General features: G+C 71.1%; 15 protein-coding genes and 1 pseudogene. 7 read left to right on the forward strand and 9 right to left on the reverse strand.

From position 1 onward, the window contains the following. Positions 1-705: 705 nt before the first annotated feature. The 3 genes from ACWBNA_RS03660 to ACWBNA_RS03670 all read left to right on the forward strand — a co-directional run bounded on the left by ACWBNA_RS03660 (position 706) and on the right by ACWBNA_RS03670 (position 2,565). Entirely contained in the window at positions 706-1,671 is a 966-nt protein-coding gene (locus ACWBNA_RS03660) for a zinc-binding dehydrogenase (protein ID WP_482702200.1), read from the forward strand. 109 nt (positions 1,672-1,780) lie between these two features. Next, positions 1,781-1,990 carry an HTH domain-containing protein gene (locus ACWBNA_RS03665; protein WP_004925761.1) on the forward strand — a complete coding sequence of 70 codons (210 nt, stop codon included), beginning with the start codon at positions 1,781-1,783 and terminating at the stop codon, positions 1,988-1,990. Beyond that, complete coding sequence (locus ACWBNA_RS03670) at positions 1,990-2,565, forward strand: Clp protease N-terminal domain-containing protein (RefSeq protein ID WP_482702202.1); 576 nt, start codon at positions 1,990-1,992, stop codon at positions 2,563-2,565. The genes ACWBNA_RS03665 and ACWBNA_RS03670 overlap by 1 nt, the downstream gene beginning before the upstream one ends. 87 nt (positions 2,566-2,652) lie before the next feature. On the opposite strand, the gene ACWBNA_RS03675 is transcribed toward ACWBNA_RS03670, so the two are convergent. Together ACWBNA_RS03675 and ACWBNA_RS03680 are read right to left on the reverse strand one after the other, a co-directional pair. Next, complete coding sequence (locus ACWBNA_RS03675) at positions 2,653-3,702, reverse strand: helix-turn-helix transcriptional regulator (RefSeq protein ID WP_482702204.1); 1,050 nt, start codon at positions 3,700-3,702, stop codon at positions 2,653-2,655. A 1-nt stretch (position 3,703) separates the two neighbouring features. Beyond that, entirely contained in the window at positions 3,704-4,660 is a 957-nt protein-coding gene (locus tag ACWBNA_RS03680) for a DUF4097 family beta strand repeat-containing protein (RefSeq protein ID WP_482702206.1), read from the reverse strand. A 147-nt stretch (positions 4,661-4,807) separates the two neighbouring features. Here ACWBNA_RS03680 and ACWBNA_RS03685 point away from each other — a divergent pair, with 147 nt between their 5' ends. After that, a complete protein-coding gene (locus ACWBNA_RS03685; RefSeq protein WP_482702208.1) occupies positions 4,808-5,659 on the forward strand; it encodes a hypothetical protein in 852 nt (283 codons plus the stop codon). A gap of 60 nt (positions 5,660-5,719) precedes the next feature. On the opposite strand, the gene ACWBNA_RS03690 is transcribed toward ACWBNA_RS03685, so the two are convergent. The 6 genes and pseudogenes from ACWBNA_RS03690 to ACWBNA_RS03715 form a co-directional block, all read right to left on the reverse strand. Continuing rightward, positions 5,720-5,905, reverse strand: coding sequence for a DUF6104 family protein (locus tag ACWBNA_RS03690; RefSeq protein ID WP_007266501.1), 186 nt, complete (start codon positions 5,903-5,905; stop codon positions 5,720-5,722). A gap of 46 nt (positions 5,906-5,951) precedes the next feature. After that, positions 5,952-6,047: pseudogene (locus ACWBNA_RS03695) on the reverse strand (DUF6104 family protein); the annotation flags it as partial. An 85-nt stretch (positions 6,048-6,132) separates the two neighbouring features. After that, a complete protein-coding gene (locus ACWBNA_RS03700; protein ID WP_482702211.1) occupies positions 6,133-9,954 on the reverse strand; it encodes a multifunctional oxoglutarate decarboxylase/oxoglutarate dehydrogenase thiamine pyrophosphate-binding subunit/dihydrolipoyllysine-residue succinyltransferase subunit in 3,822 nt (1,273 codons plus the stop codon). Positions 9,955-10,235: 281 nt separating this feature from the next. Then, positions 10,236-11,342 (reverse strand): HAMP domain-containing sensor histidine kinase, encoded by a 1,107-nt coding sequence (locus tag ACWBNA_RS03705; protein WP_482702213.1) that lies wholly within the window; start codon positions 11,340-11,342, stop codon positions 10,236-10,238. Continuing rightward, positions 11,339-12,076 carry a response regulator transcription factor gene (locus ACWBNA_RS03710; protein ID WP_383874191.1) on the reverse strand — a complete coding sequence of 246 codons (738 nt, stop codon included), beginning with the start codon at positions 12,074-12,076 and terminating at the stop codon, positions 11,339-11,341. The genes ACWBNA_RS03705 and ACWBNA_RS03710 overlap by 4 nt, the downstream gene beginning before the upstream one ends. 124 nt (positions 12,077-12,200) lie before the next feature. Then, entirely contained in the window at positions 12,201-12,878 is a 678-nt protein-coding gene (locus ACWBNA_RS03715) for a spermine/spermidine synthase domain-containing protein (RefSeq protein ID WP_482702215.1), read from the reverse strand. 146 nt (positions 12,879-13,024) lie between these two features. Here ACWBNA_RS03715 and ACWBNA_RS03720 point away from each other — a divergent pair, with 146 nt between their 5' ends. Further along, on the forward strand, positions 13,025-13,303 hold the full coding sequence (locus ACWBNA_RS03720; protein WP_482702217.1) for a hypothetical protein: 279 nt from the start codon (positions 13,025-13,027) through the stop codon (positions 13,301-13,303). On the opposite strand, the gene ACWBNA_RS03725 is transcribed toward ACWBNA_RS03720, so the two are convergent. After that, entirely contained in the window at positions 13,300-13,467 is a 168-nt protein-coding gene (locus ACWBNA_RS03725; protein ID WP_482702218.1) for a hypothetical protein, read from the reverse strand. The two genes, ACWBNA_RS03720 and ACWBNA_RS03725, sit on opposite strands and share 4 nt — an antisense overlap. 82 nt (positions 13,468-13,549) lie before the next feature. Here ACWBNA_RS03725 and ACWBNA_RS03730 point away from each other — a divergent pair, with 82 nt between their 5' ends. Together ACWBNA_RS03730 and ACWBNA_RS03735 are read left to right on the forward strand one after the other, a co-directional pair. Further along, the gene (locus ACWBNA_RS03730) at positions 13,550-13,780 is read left to right on the forward strand and encodes a TetR family transcriptional regulator C-terminal domain-containing protein (RefSeq protein ID WP_482702220.1); all 231 of its coding nucleotides are present in this window, start codon (positions 13,550-13,552) and stop codon (positions 13,778-13,780) included. Between the two features lie 106 nt (positions 13,781-13,886). Beyond that, entirely contained in the window at positions 13,887-14,747 is an 861-nt protein-coding gene (locus ACWBNA_RS03735; protein ID WP_482702222.1) for a rhomboid-like protein, read from the forward strand. The last annotated feature ends 63 nt before the right edge of the window (positions 14,748-14,810 follow it).

Genomic DNA, 14,810 nt, shown 5'->3' on the forward strand with positions numbered 1-14,810 from the left:
GGGTCGGGGCCGTGTCGGGGGGTGTCCGTCCTCGGAACGGCGCGGAATCGGTTCCTTGGAGAGGTGCCGGCGTTGACGCGCCAACCGCTGCGGGCGGACACCCCCCGACACGGCCCCTTGCCGCCGTACGCGGGTGCGGGTGCGGGTGCGGTGCGGGGGCGGGTGCGGAGCGAGCGCGCACCTTGCGACGTCGGTGACGCCGGCTGAGGCCACCTCGCGACCGAGCGACTGACCGAGTCGGGCGGGCCCTCGACCTCCTGCTGGGGGTGCGGCCCGGTGGCCGTTGCGGCTCGTTGACCGGGCGGATGGGTGGAGGCCGTCCCGAGTCCTCACCTGCTGGGGGTGCGGCCCGCGCGGCGAGGGTCACCTATCGATCCACCGGGTCGGGTGATAGGTGAAGGCCATCCCCAATCCTCGTCCACCTGTTGGGGGTGCGGCCCGCGTGGCGAGGGCCACGTCTTGACCCACCGGCTCCGGCGATAGGTGGAAGGCCATCCCAATCCCCGTCCACCTGCTGGGGGCGCAGGCCCACGGCGAGGGTCACCTTTCGGCCGACCGAGTCGGGTGGTGGGTGGGCGTGGGGCGGGGGTTTGGGGGCGGAGCCCTCAGCAGGGCCGCGGGCGGTGCCGGGGGTGTTGGCAAGAGGGTGTGTGTCACAGGGGGCAACGGTTCCACCCGCTCGCACTCGGCCCTATCGTCAAGGTCATGTTCGCTGTCTACGCCGCCCGAATCGACCGCGACCAGCCGCTCTCCGGCCTGGAGTCGGGGGAGCGCCCGGCCCCCGATCCCCGCCCCGGCTGGAGCGTCGTCGACGTCAGGGCCGCCTCCCTCAATCATCACGACCTCTGGTCCCTGCGCGGCGTGGGCCTCGCAGAGGACAAGCTGCCGATGATCCTCGGCTGTGACGCCGCCGGCGTCGACCAGGACGGCAACGAGGTCGTCCTGCACTCCGTCATCGGCCAGACCGGCCACGGCGTCGGCCCGAAGGAGCCCCGCTCCATCCTCACCGAGCGTTACCAGGGCACCTTCGCCGAGCAGGTCGCCGTACCGACGTGGAACCTGCTGCCCAAGCCCAAGGAGCTCTCCTTCGAGGAGGCCGCCTGTCTGCCGACGGCGTGGCTGACGGCGTACCGGATGCTGTTCACGAACGCCGGCGTACGTCCCGGCGACTCGGTTCTCGTGCAGGGCGCCGGCGGTGGTGTCGCCACGGCCGCGATCGTGCTCGGGAAGGCCGCCGGGTTGCGGGTCTTCGCGACCAGCCGGGACGAGGCGAAGCGGAAGCGGGCCGTCGAGCTCGGGGCCGTGGAGGCGGTGGAGCCGGGTGCGCGGCTGCCGCAGCGGGTCGACGCCGTGATCGAGACCGTCGGCGCGGCCACCTGGTCGCACTCGGTGAAGTCCCTGCGGCCCGGCGGAACGCTCGTGATCTCCGGCGCGACGAGCGGCGACCGTCCCTCGCACGCCGAGCTGACCCGGATCTTCTTCCTGGAGCTCAAGGTCGTCGGCTCCACGATGGGCACCAAGGACGAACTGGAGGACCTGCTCTCCTTCTGCGCCGCCACCGGCGTACGTCCCGTCATCGACGAGGCGTTCCCGCTCGACCGGGCCCGCGAGGGCTTCGAGCGGCTGGAGTCCGGGGACCAGTTCGGAAAGATCGTCCTCACGAACGGCTAGCGGGCTCTCGTTTTTCGGTGGCCGGTCCGGGTTCCGGGCCGGCCGTCGTCGTGTCTCAGGTGTCAACGTTGGTTGACACGTGGGGGCTTGTCAATCTAAGTTGACAGGCATGACCGAAGCAACGGATCTCGCCGAGCGCGCGGGCGACCGGGACCCCCGGGTCGGCCTCAGGGCCGTCGCCGCGCTGCGCAGACTGCTGGAGCAGCTGGAGGCCGTCCAGGTCCGCAACGCGCGCAATCAGGGCTGGTCGTGGCAGGAGATCGCCGCGGAACTCGGTGTGAGCAGGCAGGCCGTGCACAAGAAGTACGGGAGGCATTGATGTTCGAGCGGTTCACGAAGGACGCCCGGGACGTGGTGCGAGGGGCCGTCGGGTACGCGGAGGGGGCGGGCGTGCGGTCCGTGGAGGCGGAGCACCTGCTGCTCGCGCTGCTGGACCAGGAGGCCTCCCGCGCCTCCTTCGGGCTCGCCGCACTCGGGCTCACCGAGCGCAGGGAGTCCGTACGGCTGGCCCTGACCGAGGCGCGGCGACGTGCGGGCCTCACCCAGGCCGAGACCGACGCCCTGGCGGGACTGGGCATCGACGTCTCGGAGATCGTCGCCCGGGTGGAGGAGGTGCACGGCGTCGGCGCGATGTCCGGCGACCGCAAGGACAGGGGCTGGTGGTCGGGGCGCCGGACCTTCGGACGGGACGCCAAGGAGGTTCTGGAGAGGTCCCTGCGCATCGCCGTCGCCCGCCGCGACCGCCATGTCGGCGACGAACACCTCCTGTTGGCTCTTACCGCTCGCCCCGGCGTACCCGCGGAGGTCCTCGCCGATCACGGCGTGACGTACGAGGCACTGACGCGGGTCCTGTACGGGGGCAGGGGCGGGGACGGGGTGGCGAAGGCGGGTTGAGCGGGGCCCGTGGGGGGCATGGGCGTCGGCTGGAGGTCGTGGGTCATCGGCGGCCGGTGGCCGGGGCCCCCGGCCGACTCGTGTCGCTCATGCCCTTGGCGTCCGCAGCAGCGACCCGATGTGTGCCGCCGCCGTCGAGAGGTGGCGGCGGGCGTCGCGGAGTTGGTCCGGTGTGACTCCGTGGTCCCGGGCGGCGTCGCGGACGTCGTCCCGGAAGCGGTCGAGCAGGCGGTCCAGGTCGCGGGCCGGGTCGCCGGTGGGGTCCTCGTGGGCCCACGTCGGTTCGTAGTCGGCCGGGAAGTCCTTAGGGGTGTGCGCGTACTCGGGGGCGGGCGCCGCCTTCTCCGCGTTGCCGTAGCCCCGTCCGAATCCGAAGTCCTTGCCGTACTCCTTCCCGAACTCACCGAACTCCTTGGCCAGTTCGGTCAGTCCCTCGCGGACTCCCGTCGGCCAGTCGCCCCGTGTGAAGTGGTCCTGGACTTGTTCCTGGACGCGGCGGGCGATGCGCTGCACCTCTTCCTGTGCCTGCTCACGGGCCCGGTCCTGGGCCTCCTTGGCCTGACGGCGGGCGCGCTGGGCCTCCTCGCGGGCTCGCCGGCTCTCGTCCTTGGCGCGGCGGGCCTGTTCCTTCCACTCCTGCTTGACGCGGCGCATCTCCTCCCTGGCGGCGCGCCACGCCTCCTTGTCGGTGTACTCGCCGAAGTCCCCGGTGGGGCCCTCCTGTTCACCGCCGCCGGTCGCGGTGCCCCGGCGTGCCTCGGAGGCCGCCGCCCGCATCTCGCGGCGCAGGTCGCCCGCCGCACCGCGCACGTCGGCCCGGATCTCGGCGGCGAGCTCCGCGACCGACTCCCGGATCTCCAGCTCCAGATCGGCCAGTTCACCGCTGCGGTCGGCCAGTTCGGCGCGGCCAGCGTCGGTGATGGCGTACACCTTGCGGCCGCCCTCGGTGGTGTGGGTGACCAGGCCCTCGGTCTCCAGCTTGGCCAGCCGCGGGTAGACGGTGCCCGCGGAAGGCGCGTACAGCCCCTGGAAGCGCTCCTCCAGGAGGCGGATCACCTCGTAGCCGTGACGCGGGGCCTCGTCCAGCAGCTTGAGCAGGTAGAGGCGGAGGCGGCCGTGGGCGAAGACGGGGGGCATGTCAGAGCACCTTCTTGTCGGTCGTACCGTCGGCCGGGGTGCTGGTCGAGCCGCCGCCCGGGCCGGAAACGGAATTGTCCCCCGGGTCGCTTCGCGGGCCGTCCGCCGGGTCGTCGGCGTGCGGGTCCATGACGTCGTCCCACGGCTCGTCCTCCCGGGGCGGCCTGCGCAGCAGGGCGATCGAGCCGGAGACGGTCGTGGCTCGCAGCTTGCCGTTGCCCGTGCCGAGGCGGCCGGTGATCTTGTGGGCGCCCCACTGGCCGTGCACCCGGAGGCCGTCGAAGGCGTTGGAGATCGTGCCGCTCGCCGTGTTGGCCTCGACCTCGGCGTCCGCCGGCTGGGGCAGCCGGATGGCGATCTCGCCCGAGACGCTGGTCAGCCGGATGTCGGTGGGCCCGGCCGGATCGAGGTCGACGATCATGGAGCCGCTGACCGAGTCGGCCCGGACGGAGGAGCCCGAGCCGTCGACGACGGTGAGGTCGCCGGAGACGGAGTTGAACCGGAGGTCGCCGGTGACGGACTGGGCCTCCAGGTTTCCGGAGACCGTGTCGGCGCGGACCGGGCCGGAGAGCCCGACGAGTGTGGTGTCGCCGGTGACGCCCTTGACCACGGACGGCCCGCGCATCCCGGAGACCACGGCCGCGGCGCTCACCACGCCCACCTCGACGTGCGTGCCGGCCGGTACGGCGAGGGAGACGACGGCGCTGCGGCGCCACCCCTTGCGGTCGAGCCACTTGAGGAAGCCCTTCCAGGGCAGGTCGTCGTACGCCACGGTGAGCGTGCCGTCCTCATGGGTCACGGCCAGGGGTGGTCCCTCGATCTCGGAGACCTCCAGGCGGGCGGAACCTTCGTCCGTGCCCACCACGTTCACTGTTCCGTCGACGATGCGTACGCGGAGGGTGGTGACGGGATCGTCGAAGGTGAGCTTCCTCGGCTCTGTGACGGACCACTCGGACATCGGTGCAGACCTCCCCGTAGCAACGCGCCATATCGCGTCTCCTGGCATTCACGATATATCGCGGCAACGGAAAGTCAAGACACTCGTTCCGGGGATCCTTGGCCTGGCAAAAGTGCTCAAATGGGTTTATCGCCCTAGCGTGTGACCATGTCGACGGAAGCCTCCCGCCCCGGTCCGGCCGGTCCCGCCGGCCGAGCCCCCGGCGCCCTGCTGCTCTGCCGGTCGGAGCCGGAATCCGTCGCCCCCGCGGCCCGGCTGCTGCGCGAACGCATGCTGCTCACGCGCGCTGGCGACGGCTGGAGCGTCCTCGTCCCCGAGGGCAGGCCCTGGCTGCACGGCGGCGAACCCGTCGACCGCGTCCTCACCGGCTGGGCCACCGCCCTGGCCGTCGGCGCATCCTGGCCCGTACTCGCCCTGTGGTGGGACGCGGACGGGGCCGGCTACACCCTCGCCGCCGGCTTCCGCCGCCCCGTGGGCTACGTCTGGATGGCCAACGGCACCCCGGTGGGCGAGGACGAGGCCATGCGCACCTTCGCAGCCCGTCTCGGCCTCGACCCGCTCCTCGACCTGCAGAGCCTCGGCCGGCTGACCGAACCGGCCCCCGCGACCGACGCCCGCGCCCGCCTGCGCGCCCTGCTCGCCGTCCTCGCGCGCGCGGGAGTCACCCTCCCCGCCGGCCTCACCCCCGGCGAACCCGCCGACCGCCTCCACGAGGCCGCCCGCGCCCAGCCGGACGCCCACCCGGTCGAGTGGCCGGGCCCGCGCGCCGCGGGCCGCACGGAGATCGACGCCGTGGCCCGTCCCCGCCTCGGCCCTTGGCTGCCTTGGTCCAAAGACCCCAGAGCACCCCTCCTGGCCCTCGCCCAGATCACGGCCGGCCTCCCGCTCACCGCGTGGGGTGTACGGCGCCGCAGCGCCGGGTGGATCACGGCCGGCACCCTGCTCCTGGCGCACGGCGCCCTGGGCCTCGCGTACGGCCTGTCCCACCCACCCGACTGAGAGCACGCAAAAAGGGGCGCCACACGGGCGCCCCCACGCGTGCGCGTACTCGTTCGCGTCCTACTCGTCGTCCTCGTCCTCGTCGTCCAGCCGCGCCAGCCACGTGGCCAGCCGCTCCACCGGCACCTCGAAGTCCGGGTTCAGATCGACGAACGTCCGCAGCTGCTCGGCAAGCCACTCGAAGGTGACCTCCTCCTCGCCGCGCCGCTTCTCCAGCTCTTCGATGCCTCGGTCCGTGAAGTACATGCCTCAAGGATATGTGGGTGCGAACGGGCCGGGGCGGGCCCCCCNCGAACGTCCGCAGCTGCTCGGCAAGCCACTCGAAGGTGACCTCCTCCTCGCCGCGCCGCTTCTCCAGCTCTTCGATGCCTCGGTCCGTGAAGTACATGCCTCAAGGATATGTGGGTGCGAACGGGCCGGGCCGTACCCCCGGAGAGGGGGTACGGCCCGGCCCGTACGGCCTGCGAGAGCGGTTACGCCTCGAACACCTCACGCACCAGCTGCTCCTGCTCGGCCTGGTGCCGCTTCGCGGAACCCACCGCCGGCGACGAGCCGTGCGGGCGGGAGATGCGACGCAGGCGCTCCCCGTGGGGGACGTCCGCGCCGACCGCCAGGTCGAGGTGGTCGATGAGGTTGAGGGCGATGAACGGCCAGGCGCCCTGGTTGGCCGGCTCCTCCTGGGTCCAGAGGTACTTCTCGGCGTTCGGGTACTTGGCGATCTCGGCCTGGACCTCGGCACCCGGCAGCGGGTACAGACGCTCGAGGCGGATGATCGCCGTGTCCGTGACGCCGCGCTTCTGACGCTCGGCCTCCAGGTCGTAGTAGACCTTGCCGGCGCAGAAGACGACCTTCTTGACCGCGGCCGGGTCGACCGACGCGTCGCCGATGACCGGGCGGAACTGGCCCGTCGTGAACTCCTCCGCCTTCGAGGCCGCGGCCTTCAGGCGCAGCATCGACTTCGGGGTGAAGACGACCAGCGGCTTGTGGTGCGGGTTGTGCACCTGCCACCGCAGGAGGTGGAAGTAGTTCGACGGGAGCGTGGGCATCGCGACCGTCATGTTGTTCTGCGCGCACATCTGGAGGAAGCGCTCGGGGCGGGCGGACGAGTGGTCCGGTCCCTGACCCTCGTAGCCGTGCGGGAGCAGCAGGGTGACGCCGGACGTCTGGCCCCACTTCTGCTCCGCCGACGAGATGAACTCGTCCACGACCGTCTGCGCGCCGTTGACGAAGTCGCCGAACTGGGCCTCCCACAGCACGAGCGCGTCGGGGCGGGCCAGCGAGTAGCCGTACTCGAAGCCCATCGCCGCGTACTCGCTGAGCAGCGAGTTGTACACGTTGTAACGCGCCTGGTCCTCGGCGAGGTACATCAGCGGCGTGAACTCGTCGCCCGTCGCGCGGTCGATCAGCACCGCGTGGCGCTGGCCGAAGGTGCCGCGCTGCGAGTCCTGGCCCGCGAGCCGGACCGGGACGCCCTCCAGGAGGAGCGAGCCGACCGCGAGCGTCTCGCCCATGCCCCAGTCGATGGTGCCGTCCTCGACCATCGTCGCCCGGCGCTGCAGCTGCGGCAGCAGACGCGGGTGGACGGTGATGTGGTCGGGGACGCTGACCTGGGACTCGGCGATCCGCTTGACGACCTCGGTGGAGATCGCGGTGTTCACGGCGACCGGGAACTCCGCCTGCGGGTCCGCCGGCTCCGCGGACAGCGGCTGCGAGGTGGCCTCGCGCACCTCCGTGAAGACCTTCTCCAGCTGGCCCTGGTAGTCCTGCAGGGCCTGCTCGGCCTCTTCCAGGGTGATGTCGCCGCGACCGATCAGGGACTCGGTGTACAGCTTGCGCACTGAGCGCTTCTTGTCGATCAGGTCGTACATCAGCGGCTGGGTGAAGGCCGGGTTGTCGGACTCGTTGTGACCGCGGCGGCGGTAGCAGATGAGGTCGATCACCACGTCCTTGTTGAACGCCTGGCGGAACTCGAAGGCCAGACGGGCCACGCGGACCACGGCCTCCGGGTCGTCGCCGTTCACGTGGAAGATCGGCGCCTCGATCATGCGGGCCACGTCCGTGGCGTACATGGAGGAGCGGGCCGACTCCGGCGCGGCGGTGAAGCCGACCTGGTTGTTGATGACGATGTGGACCGTGCCGCCGGTGCGGTAACCGCGCAGCTGCGACATGTTCAGGGTCTCCGCGACCACGCCCTGGCCCGCGAAGGCCGCGTCGCCGTGGAGGGCCACCGGCAGGACCGTGAAGTCCGTGCCGCCCTTGTTGATGATGTCCTGCTTGGCGCGGGCGATGCCCTCCAGGACCGGGTCGACCGCCTCCAGGTGGGAGGGGTTCGCGGCCAGGGAGACCTTGATCTGCTCGCCGTCGAGACCGGTGAAGGTGCCCTCGGCGCCCAGGTGGTACTTCACGTCGCCGGAGCCGTGCATCGACTTCGGGTCGAGGTTGCCCTCGAACTCGCGGAAGATCTGCGCGTACGACTTGCCGACGATGTTGGCGAGGACGTTCAGGCGGCCGCGGTGGGCCATACCGATGACGACCTCGTCCAGGCGGGACTCGGCGGCCGAGTCCAGCACCGCGTCGAGCAGCGGGATGACGGACTCGCCGCCCTCCAGGGAGAAGCGCTTCTGGCCGACGTACTTCGTCTGCAGGAAGGTCTCGAAGGCCTCCGCCGCGTTCAGGCGGCGCAGGATGCGCAGCTGCTCCTCGCGCTCCGGCTTGCTGTGCGGGCGCTCGATGCGGTCCTGGATCCACTTGCGCTGCTTCGGGTCCTGGATGTGCATGAACTCGACGCCGGTGGTGCGGCAGTACGAGTCACGCAGCACACCGAGGATGTCGCGCAGCTTCATCATCGACTTGCCGGAGAAGCCGCCGACCGCGAACTCGCGCTCCAGGTCCCACAGGGTGAGCCCGTGCTCGGTGATGTCCAGGTCGGGGTGCTTGCGCTGGCGGTACTCCAGCGGGTCGGTGTCGGCCATGACGTGGCCGCGGACCCGGTAGGAGTGGATCAGCTCGAAGACGCGGGCGGCCTTGGTGACGTCGTCGTCGTGCGAGGCGTCGATGTCCTTGAGCCAGCGGACCGGCTCGTAGGGGATGCGCAGCGCCTCGAAGATCTCGTCGTAGAAGCCGTTCTCGCCGAGGAGGTAGTTCGCCACGACGCGCAGGAACTCGCCGGACGCGGCGCCCTGGATCACCCGGTGGTCGTAGGTCGACGTGAGCGTCATGACCTTCGCGATGCCGAGCTTGTTCAGGGTGTCCTGGGAGGTGCCCTGGAACTCCGCCGGGTAGTCCATCGAGCCGACGCCCATGATGACCGACTGGCCGGGCATGAGGCGGGGCACCGAGTGGACGGTGCCGAGGCCGCCGGGGTTGGTCAGGGAGACCGTGACACCGGTGAAGTCGTCCATCGTCAGCTTGCCGTCGCGGGCGCGGCGGACGATGTCCTCGTAGGCCTGCCAGAACTCGAAGAAGTTCAGCGTCTCGGCCTTCTTGATGCCGGCGACGACGAGCTGGCGGTCGCCGTTGGGCTTCACCAGGTCGATGGCCAGGCCGAAGTTGACGTGCGGCGGCTTGACGAGGGTGGGCTTCCCGTCCTTCTCCGCGAAGTGCCAGTTCATCGACGGCATGGCCTTGATGGCCTGCACCATCGCGAAGCCGATCAGGTGCGTGAAGGAGATCTTCCCGCCCCGGGCCCGCTTGAGGTGGTTGTTGATGACGATGCGGTTGTCGAACAGCAGCTTCACCGGGACGGCGCGCACGGACGTGGCCGTGGGCAGTTCCAGCGAGGCGTTCATGTTCTTGGCGACCGCGGCGGCGGGGCCGCGCAGCGTCACGAACTCCGGACCCTCCGAGGACGCGGCGGGAGCCGCGGCCTTCGGCGCGGCGGCAGCGGCGGGCTTCGCGGCCGGAGCCGGAGCCTTGGCCGGTGCGGCGGCCTGCGCGGGCGCCGGAGCGGCGGCCGCGGGCTTCGGGGCCGCGGGGGCCGGTGCGGCCGGAGCCGGAGCCTGGGCGGGCGCCTGGGCCTGCGCCGGCGGGGCGGCAGGCGCGGGCGGGGCCGTGGTGGTGGTCTCTGCGGCCCCCGCGGCCGCAGTACCCGCCGGAGCCGAGGCGGCGGCCGCCCCCGGCTTGTAGTCGGCGAAGAAGTCCCACCAGGCTCGGTCTACGGAATTCGGGTCCTGGAGGTACTGCTGATAGATCTCGTCGACGAGCCACTCGTTCGGACCGAAGGCCGCTGCGGGGTTCTTACCCGCTTGGTCTGCGTCGGTGGAGATGCTCGAGTTACTGGGGGACTGTGGCGACACGGCGGCAACCGCCCTCTTCCGCTTCACAAGGTGATGGACAGCGGGAATAAAGGCTACGCCTCCAAGACCGAGAAGGTCAGGCCGGGTCCGTCCATCGTCGTGTAAGTCACATCGAACAGCGTGTTTCAGGGCTGGAAATGGCGGGAAACAAGCGAGGTTCCGCTTAGTCCGGGATGAGCTGAGCGGGCCCAGGCGCGACAACGGCGCGGGCCTCTGCCTGATCACACGTGTCCGCCAGGACGGACGCCCGTGGATCTTGTGGCTCCGCTTCGAACTTTACGTCAACTTGGCAAAGAAGGAAGTCCCGGAAGAGTGACAAGAATCCGGCAACCCCGCTCGGATTCGGCCACTCCGATCAGACCGCCGTGCAGATCGACCGCCCATCGGGCGATCGCCAGACCGAGGCCCGTGCCGCCGTCGCTGCCGGGACCGTGCGGCCGGTTGACGCTGCCGCGGTTGAACCGCTCGAAGACCCGGTGCCACTCCGACCGGGGAATGCCGGGACCCTCGTCGAGAACCTCCAGCTCGAGCGACTCGGGAGCGGTCCCGCGCCGCGCCTTCACCGTGACCCGGCCGTGCGGCGGACTGTGCTTGACCGCGTTGTCGATGAGATTCGCCACCACCTGGTGGATCCGCTCCGGGTCCGCGTGCGCGGTCAGCTCCGGAGGGGACACGTCGAGGTGCAGATGGACGTCCGTCCGCGTGTGGCTGCCGGATCCGGAGGCGATGCCCGCGCGCGCCGAGGCGACCATGTTGGCCTCCTTCAGCACGCCCGACAGGTACGGCCACACCTCGAACCGCCGCCTGCGCAGCGGTACGACCCCGTTGTCCAGCCGGGACAGGTCCAGGAGCGTCTCCACGAGACGGCCCAGCCGCTCCGTCTGCTTCAGGGCCGTCCGCATCGTCTCGGGATCGGCCTCCGTGAAGCCGTCGACGATGTTCTCCAGGACCGCCCGCAGACCCGCGATGGGCGTACGCAGCTCGTGCGAGACGTTCGCCACGAGCTCCTTGCGCTGCCGCTCCTGGGCCTCCAGGTCGTCCGCCATGCGGTTGATCGTCTGGGCCAGGTCGCCCAGCTCGTCCCGGCGGTTCTCCCGTACCCGGCGGGTGTAGTCGCCGTGCGAGATGGAACGGGCCACCGCGTTCATCTCGTCCAGCGGCGCGGTGAGCGAATGCGCCACGAACTGCGTAATCAACAGGGTGGCGATCATCGAGAAGACCGTGATGAAGCGCAGTTCCGTCTTGGTGTGCACCGCGATCATCAGCAGGCCGGTGGTGATCAGCACCGAGATGACGACCAGGGCGCCCAGCTTGGTCTTGACCGAGAACGGGCGTACGCCGCCCCAGGGCTCCCCGGGGCGTCTTGGTGCGGCCGGCCCGTCGCTCATGGCGTCGGCGTCTCCAGGGCGTAACCCACGCCGTGCACCGTGCGGATCCGCTCGGCACCGATCTTCCGCCGCAGCGCCTTGATGTGGCTGTCGACGGTCCGGGTGCCGGAGGCGTCCGCCCAGTCCCAGACCTCGGCCAGCAGCTGCTCACGGGAGAGCACCGCGCGCGGGGTGTTGGCCAGGCAGACCAGGAGGTCGAACTCCGTGGGCGTCAGGTGGACGTCCTCGGAGCGCACCCGTACCCGGCGCTGCGCGTGGTCGATCTCCAGCTCGCCGAGCCGCAGGATCCCGCTGCGCGGGGTCGACGCGGCGATCGCGGCCCGCTCCACGCGGCGCAGCAGGACGTGCACGCGCGCGGCCAGCTCCCGCATGGAGAACGGCTTGGTCATGTAGTCGTCGGCGCCGACGCCGAGCCCGACCAGCATGTCGGTCTCGTCGTCCCGCGCGGTGAGCATCATGACCGGCACCGGCCGGGCGGCCTGCACGCGACGGCAGACCTCCAGACCGTCGAAGCCGGGCAGCATGATGTCGAGGATCAGCAGGTCGGGCTGCCATGCCTCGGCCGTGTCGACCGCGGACGGACCGTCGCCCGCTGTTTGCACGAGGAATCCCTCGGCGCGCAGGCGGGTCGCGATGGCGTCCACGATCGTCGGATCGTCCTCGACGACAAGCACCCGTCGCTGTGCGCCCGGGGTCGTCGCCGTGCCGTTGTGGGAGGTGTGTGTCTGCTCCATCGCCCGCCCCTGAGGTGTGCAATTCCGGAACCAGTGGGGTGATCCCTTGTCCGCGCATGACTGCGCTTGACGCTTGAATGATCGGCGTCAGGGAAGCAGAGTACGGGGAGTTACCTCGGCTTTGCTATCCAGGTCGGACGGCGAGGTGCACGACGTCCGGAACGCCCCGGGCAACCGGGATCTCTTCGGTACGCACCTGTTGGAACCCGGCATTCCGGAGGGTTCCTTCAAATTCCGGAGAGGGCTGGGCGGACCACACCGCCAGCACCCCTCCTGGCCTCAACACCCTTGTGCAGCTTGCCAGTCCGGCCGCGGAGTACAGACCGTGGTTGCCCTCGGTGACCGTCCAGTCGGGCCCGTTGTCGATGTCCAGGCACAGCGCGTCGAACGTGTCGCATGTCTCATTGACGAAAGCGACAAGATCCGTTTCCACAATGCCGGTGCGCGGGTCGGCTAGGGCCCGCTCCGAGAGCGCGGACAGCGGCCCGGCACGGTGCCAGTCGATGACGGCGCGTTCCCGCTCGACCACGGTGATCCGGCCCCAGCGGGGATCGGCCGCGGCGTGCGCGAGCGAGAAGCCGACGCCGAGGCCGCCGATGAGCACGCTCGGCTCCACGCGCTCGCCGAGCGCGTCCAGCGCCGCGTCCACGAGCCGCCGCTCCGAGCGGCCGTCGGAAGTGTCCATGAGGAAGCAGCCGTTGGCGATGATCTGCAGCAACTCGCCGTGCCGTCGCAGCACGACCTCGCCGTGCGGACCCTCGCGCCGGTCCAGAACCTGCGGGATGTCGTACGAGGTGGGCATCGGCCCATCCTGCCAGGTGGGAGAAGGACGAGCCGAGCGATTAAGCGCCGAACGGACGGTCGTGGACGGTGAGCCCGTGGCCGTACGGGAAGACCGATTCAGCCGTGTAGTTCGGGACGTCCGGCCGTGCCGCCCCCACCGCCGCCATGGAGCGCGGGAGTTCGCAGGGCAGCCGGCCTTCCGCCCGCGCCCGGCCGAAGGCCACGTCGAGCAGGGCGGCGTCCGAGGACGAACCTCTCGCGCAGCAGCCGCCGTACGGACCGGTCGAGGCGCTTCTCGGAGACGTGGCCGCAGCGGACGAGTTCCACGACCACCTCGGGGCACTGCTCGCCGCCGAACCGGTCGACGCCCGCGTCCAGCGCCTTCGCCGCGCGCTCGACGACGGTCAGGTGCTCGACGCCCCGGGCGCGGCCGGAGCGGGCTAGCCGAGGATCTCCGCGTCGGTGAGCTGGCCCCAGTGGGTGCACACGATGCCCTGGTAGCCGAGGCGTTCGTGCAGCAGGCCGGTCAGGACGTCCCTGTCGAAGCCGAAGCGGACCTCCTCCCAGTCGGTGCCGACTGGCATGCCGTAGTACGGCATCAACGGCATCAGCTGCGAACACCCGGCCTCGATCGCGGCCTTGAAGGGCGCGAGGTGGTGCTCGCGCTTCGTTCGCCGCTACACCGAGCACGTGCGGGTCACCTCCGGGCCCCTCCAGCGCGCCGTGGACAGCGGTGAGTTGAAGCCCGGCACGGACACCGTCGCGATCTGCGAGGAGACGGCCGCCATGATGGACGGCCTCCAACTCCAGTGGGTCCTGGACCCCACGGGCTTCGACGTGGTCGGCCGCTTCCGCCAGTACGCCGACCGGCTGCTGCGATCCGCCACGACCGCGGGCACCGGACTGCCCGTGGACGCGTGACCGTTCCTTGGGAAGCGGCTGTGAATCAGCGCCAGGGTGGCGCCGGTCACAGACAGCGGCCCCGCGCGGCGCGGAGTGTGGGGCGCAACGGAAGGAGCGCCTCATCGTGGAACGGACTGCGCCAGGGGGTACGACGGACTCGTCGGCGCCCGCGGACGTGTCTCCGTCCCCTGACGCGCCCCCTCCTCCGCGCTACGACGCCCGCATGCCCGACCTGTCCGGGCTGCTGGACGGGATGCCGCGCCAGCGAGGGCCGTCGGCGAACGTGCCGGATGCGCCACCTGTGCAGACCGCGCCGGCCGCGGTCCCCGCTGACGAGCCCTCGGAAAGCCGCCCCCGCCTCCGGCTCCGCCCCTGGCGGCTGCTGCCCACGCCCACCGGGACACCGTTCACCTTCGGCTACGGTGCCGTCCTCGCCGTCACCTCGCTGGTCACCGCGTATGCCGACCCCGCCCTCGTGCACCACCTCCACCAGGCCTCCAGCACCGATGTGGCGCACCTCGTGCGGGTGCCCGCACTCGTCCTGCCGGCCAGCGCGCTGTGGATCGCGGGCGGGATCCTCTCGCCGTACGCGATCGGCTTCCTGCTCGTGCTCACCGCGCTGGAGCGCCGCACAGGCGGGCTGCGCACGGCCGGTGTCTTTCTCCTCGGGCACGTCCTCGCCACCCTCGCGACCGAGGTCCCGGTGGGCCTCGCGGTGCTCGCCGGCCACCTGCCCGACAGCTCGCTGCACCGACTCGACTACGGCGTGAGCTTCGGTGTCGCCGCGGCGCTGGGCGCCCTGGCCGGACTCCTCACCCCGTGGCTGCGCCTGCCGCTGCTCGCCCTGTTCGGCGGGATGCTGGTCCTGGACCTGTACGCGTTCACCGACCCGCTGACCAACTGGGGCCACCTGATCGCACTCGCGATCGGCATCGCGACCTGGCCGGTGACGCGGGCCTCGCACCGGGCGCGGGCCGCCGCGTAGGGCGGCGTCTCCAGGAGCCCGGGAGCCCGACCGCCGAGGGCGTGGCGAGCTCTCGCGCGAGCG

The sequence above is a fragment of the Streptomyces sp. Q2 genome, assembly GCF_056820935.1.

Bases quoted from the DNA above. Each gene is read 5' to 3' on its own strand.
- ACWBNA_RS03660 (WP_482702200.1), top strand. From the start codon at position 706: ATGTTCGCTGTCTACGCCGCCCGAATCGACCGCGACCAGCCGCTCTCC.
- ACWBNA_RS03665 (WP_004925761.1), top strand. From the start codon at position 1,781: ATGACCGAAGCAACGGATCTCGCCGAGCGCGCGGGCGACCGGGACCCC.
- ACWBNA_RS03670 (WP_482702202.1), top strand. From the start codon at position 1,990: ATGTTCGAGCGGTTCACGAAGGACGCCCGGGACGTGGTGCGAGGGGCC.
- ACWBNA_RS03675 (WP_482702204.1), bottom strand. From the start codon at position 3,702: ATGCCCCCCGTCTTCGCCCACGGCCGCCTCCGCCTCTACCTGCTCAAG.
- ACWBNA_RS03680 (WP_482702206.1), bottom strand. From the start codon at position 4,660: ATGTCCGAGTGGTCCGTCACAGAGCCGAGGAAGCTCACCTTCGACGAT.
- ACWBNA_RS03685 (WP_482702208.1), top strand. From the start codon at position 4,808: ATGTCGACGGAAGCCTCCCGCCCCGGTCCGGCCGGTCCCGCCGGCCGA.
- ACWBNA_RS03690 (WP_007266501.1), bottom strand. From the start codon at position 5,905: ATGTACTTCACGGACCGAGGCATCGAAGAGCTGGAGAAGCGGCGCGGC.
- ACWBNA_RS03705 (WP_482702213.1), bottom strand. From the start codon at position 11,342: ATGAGCGACGGGCCGGCCGCACCAAGACGCCCCGGGGAGCCCTGGGGC.
- ACWBNA_RS03710 (WP_383874191.1), bottom strand. From the start codon at position 12,076: ATGGAGCAGACACACACCTCCCACAACGGCACGGCGACGACCCCGGGC.
- ACWBNA_RS03715 (WP_482702215.1), bottom strand. From the start codon at position 12,878: ATGCCCACCTCGTACGACATCCCGCAGGTTCTGGACCGGCGCGAGGGT.
- ACWBNA_RS03720 (WP_482702217.1), top strand. From the start codon at position 13,025: ATGGAGCGCGGGAGTTCGCAGGGCAGCCGGCCTTCCGCCCGCGCCCGG.
- ACWBNA_RS03725 (WP_482702218.1), bottom strand. From the start codon at position 13,467: ATGCCGTTGATGCCGTACTACGGCATGCCAGTCGGCACCGACTGGGAG.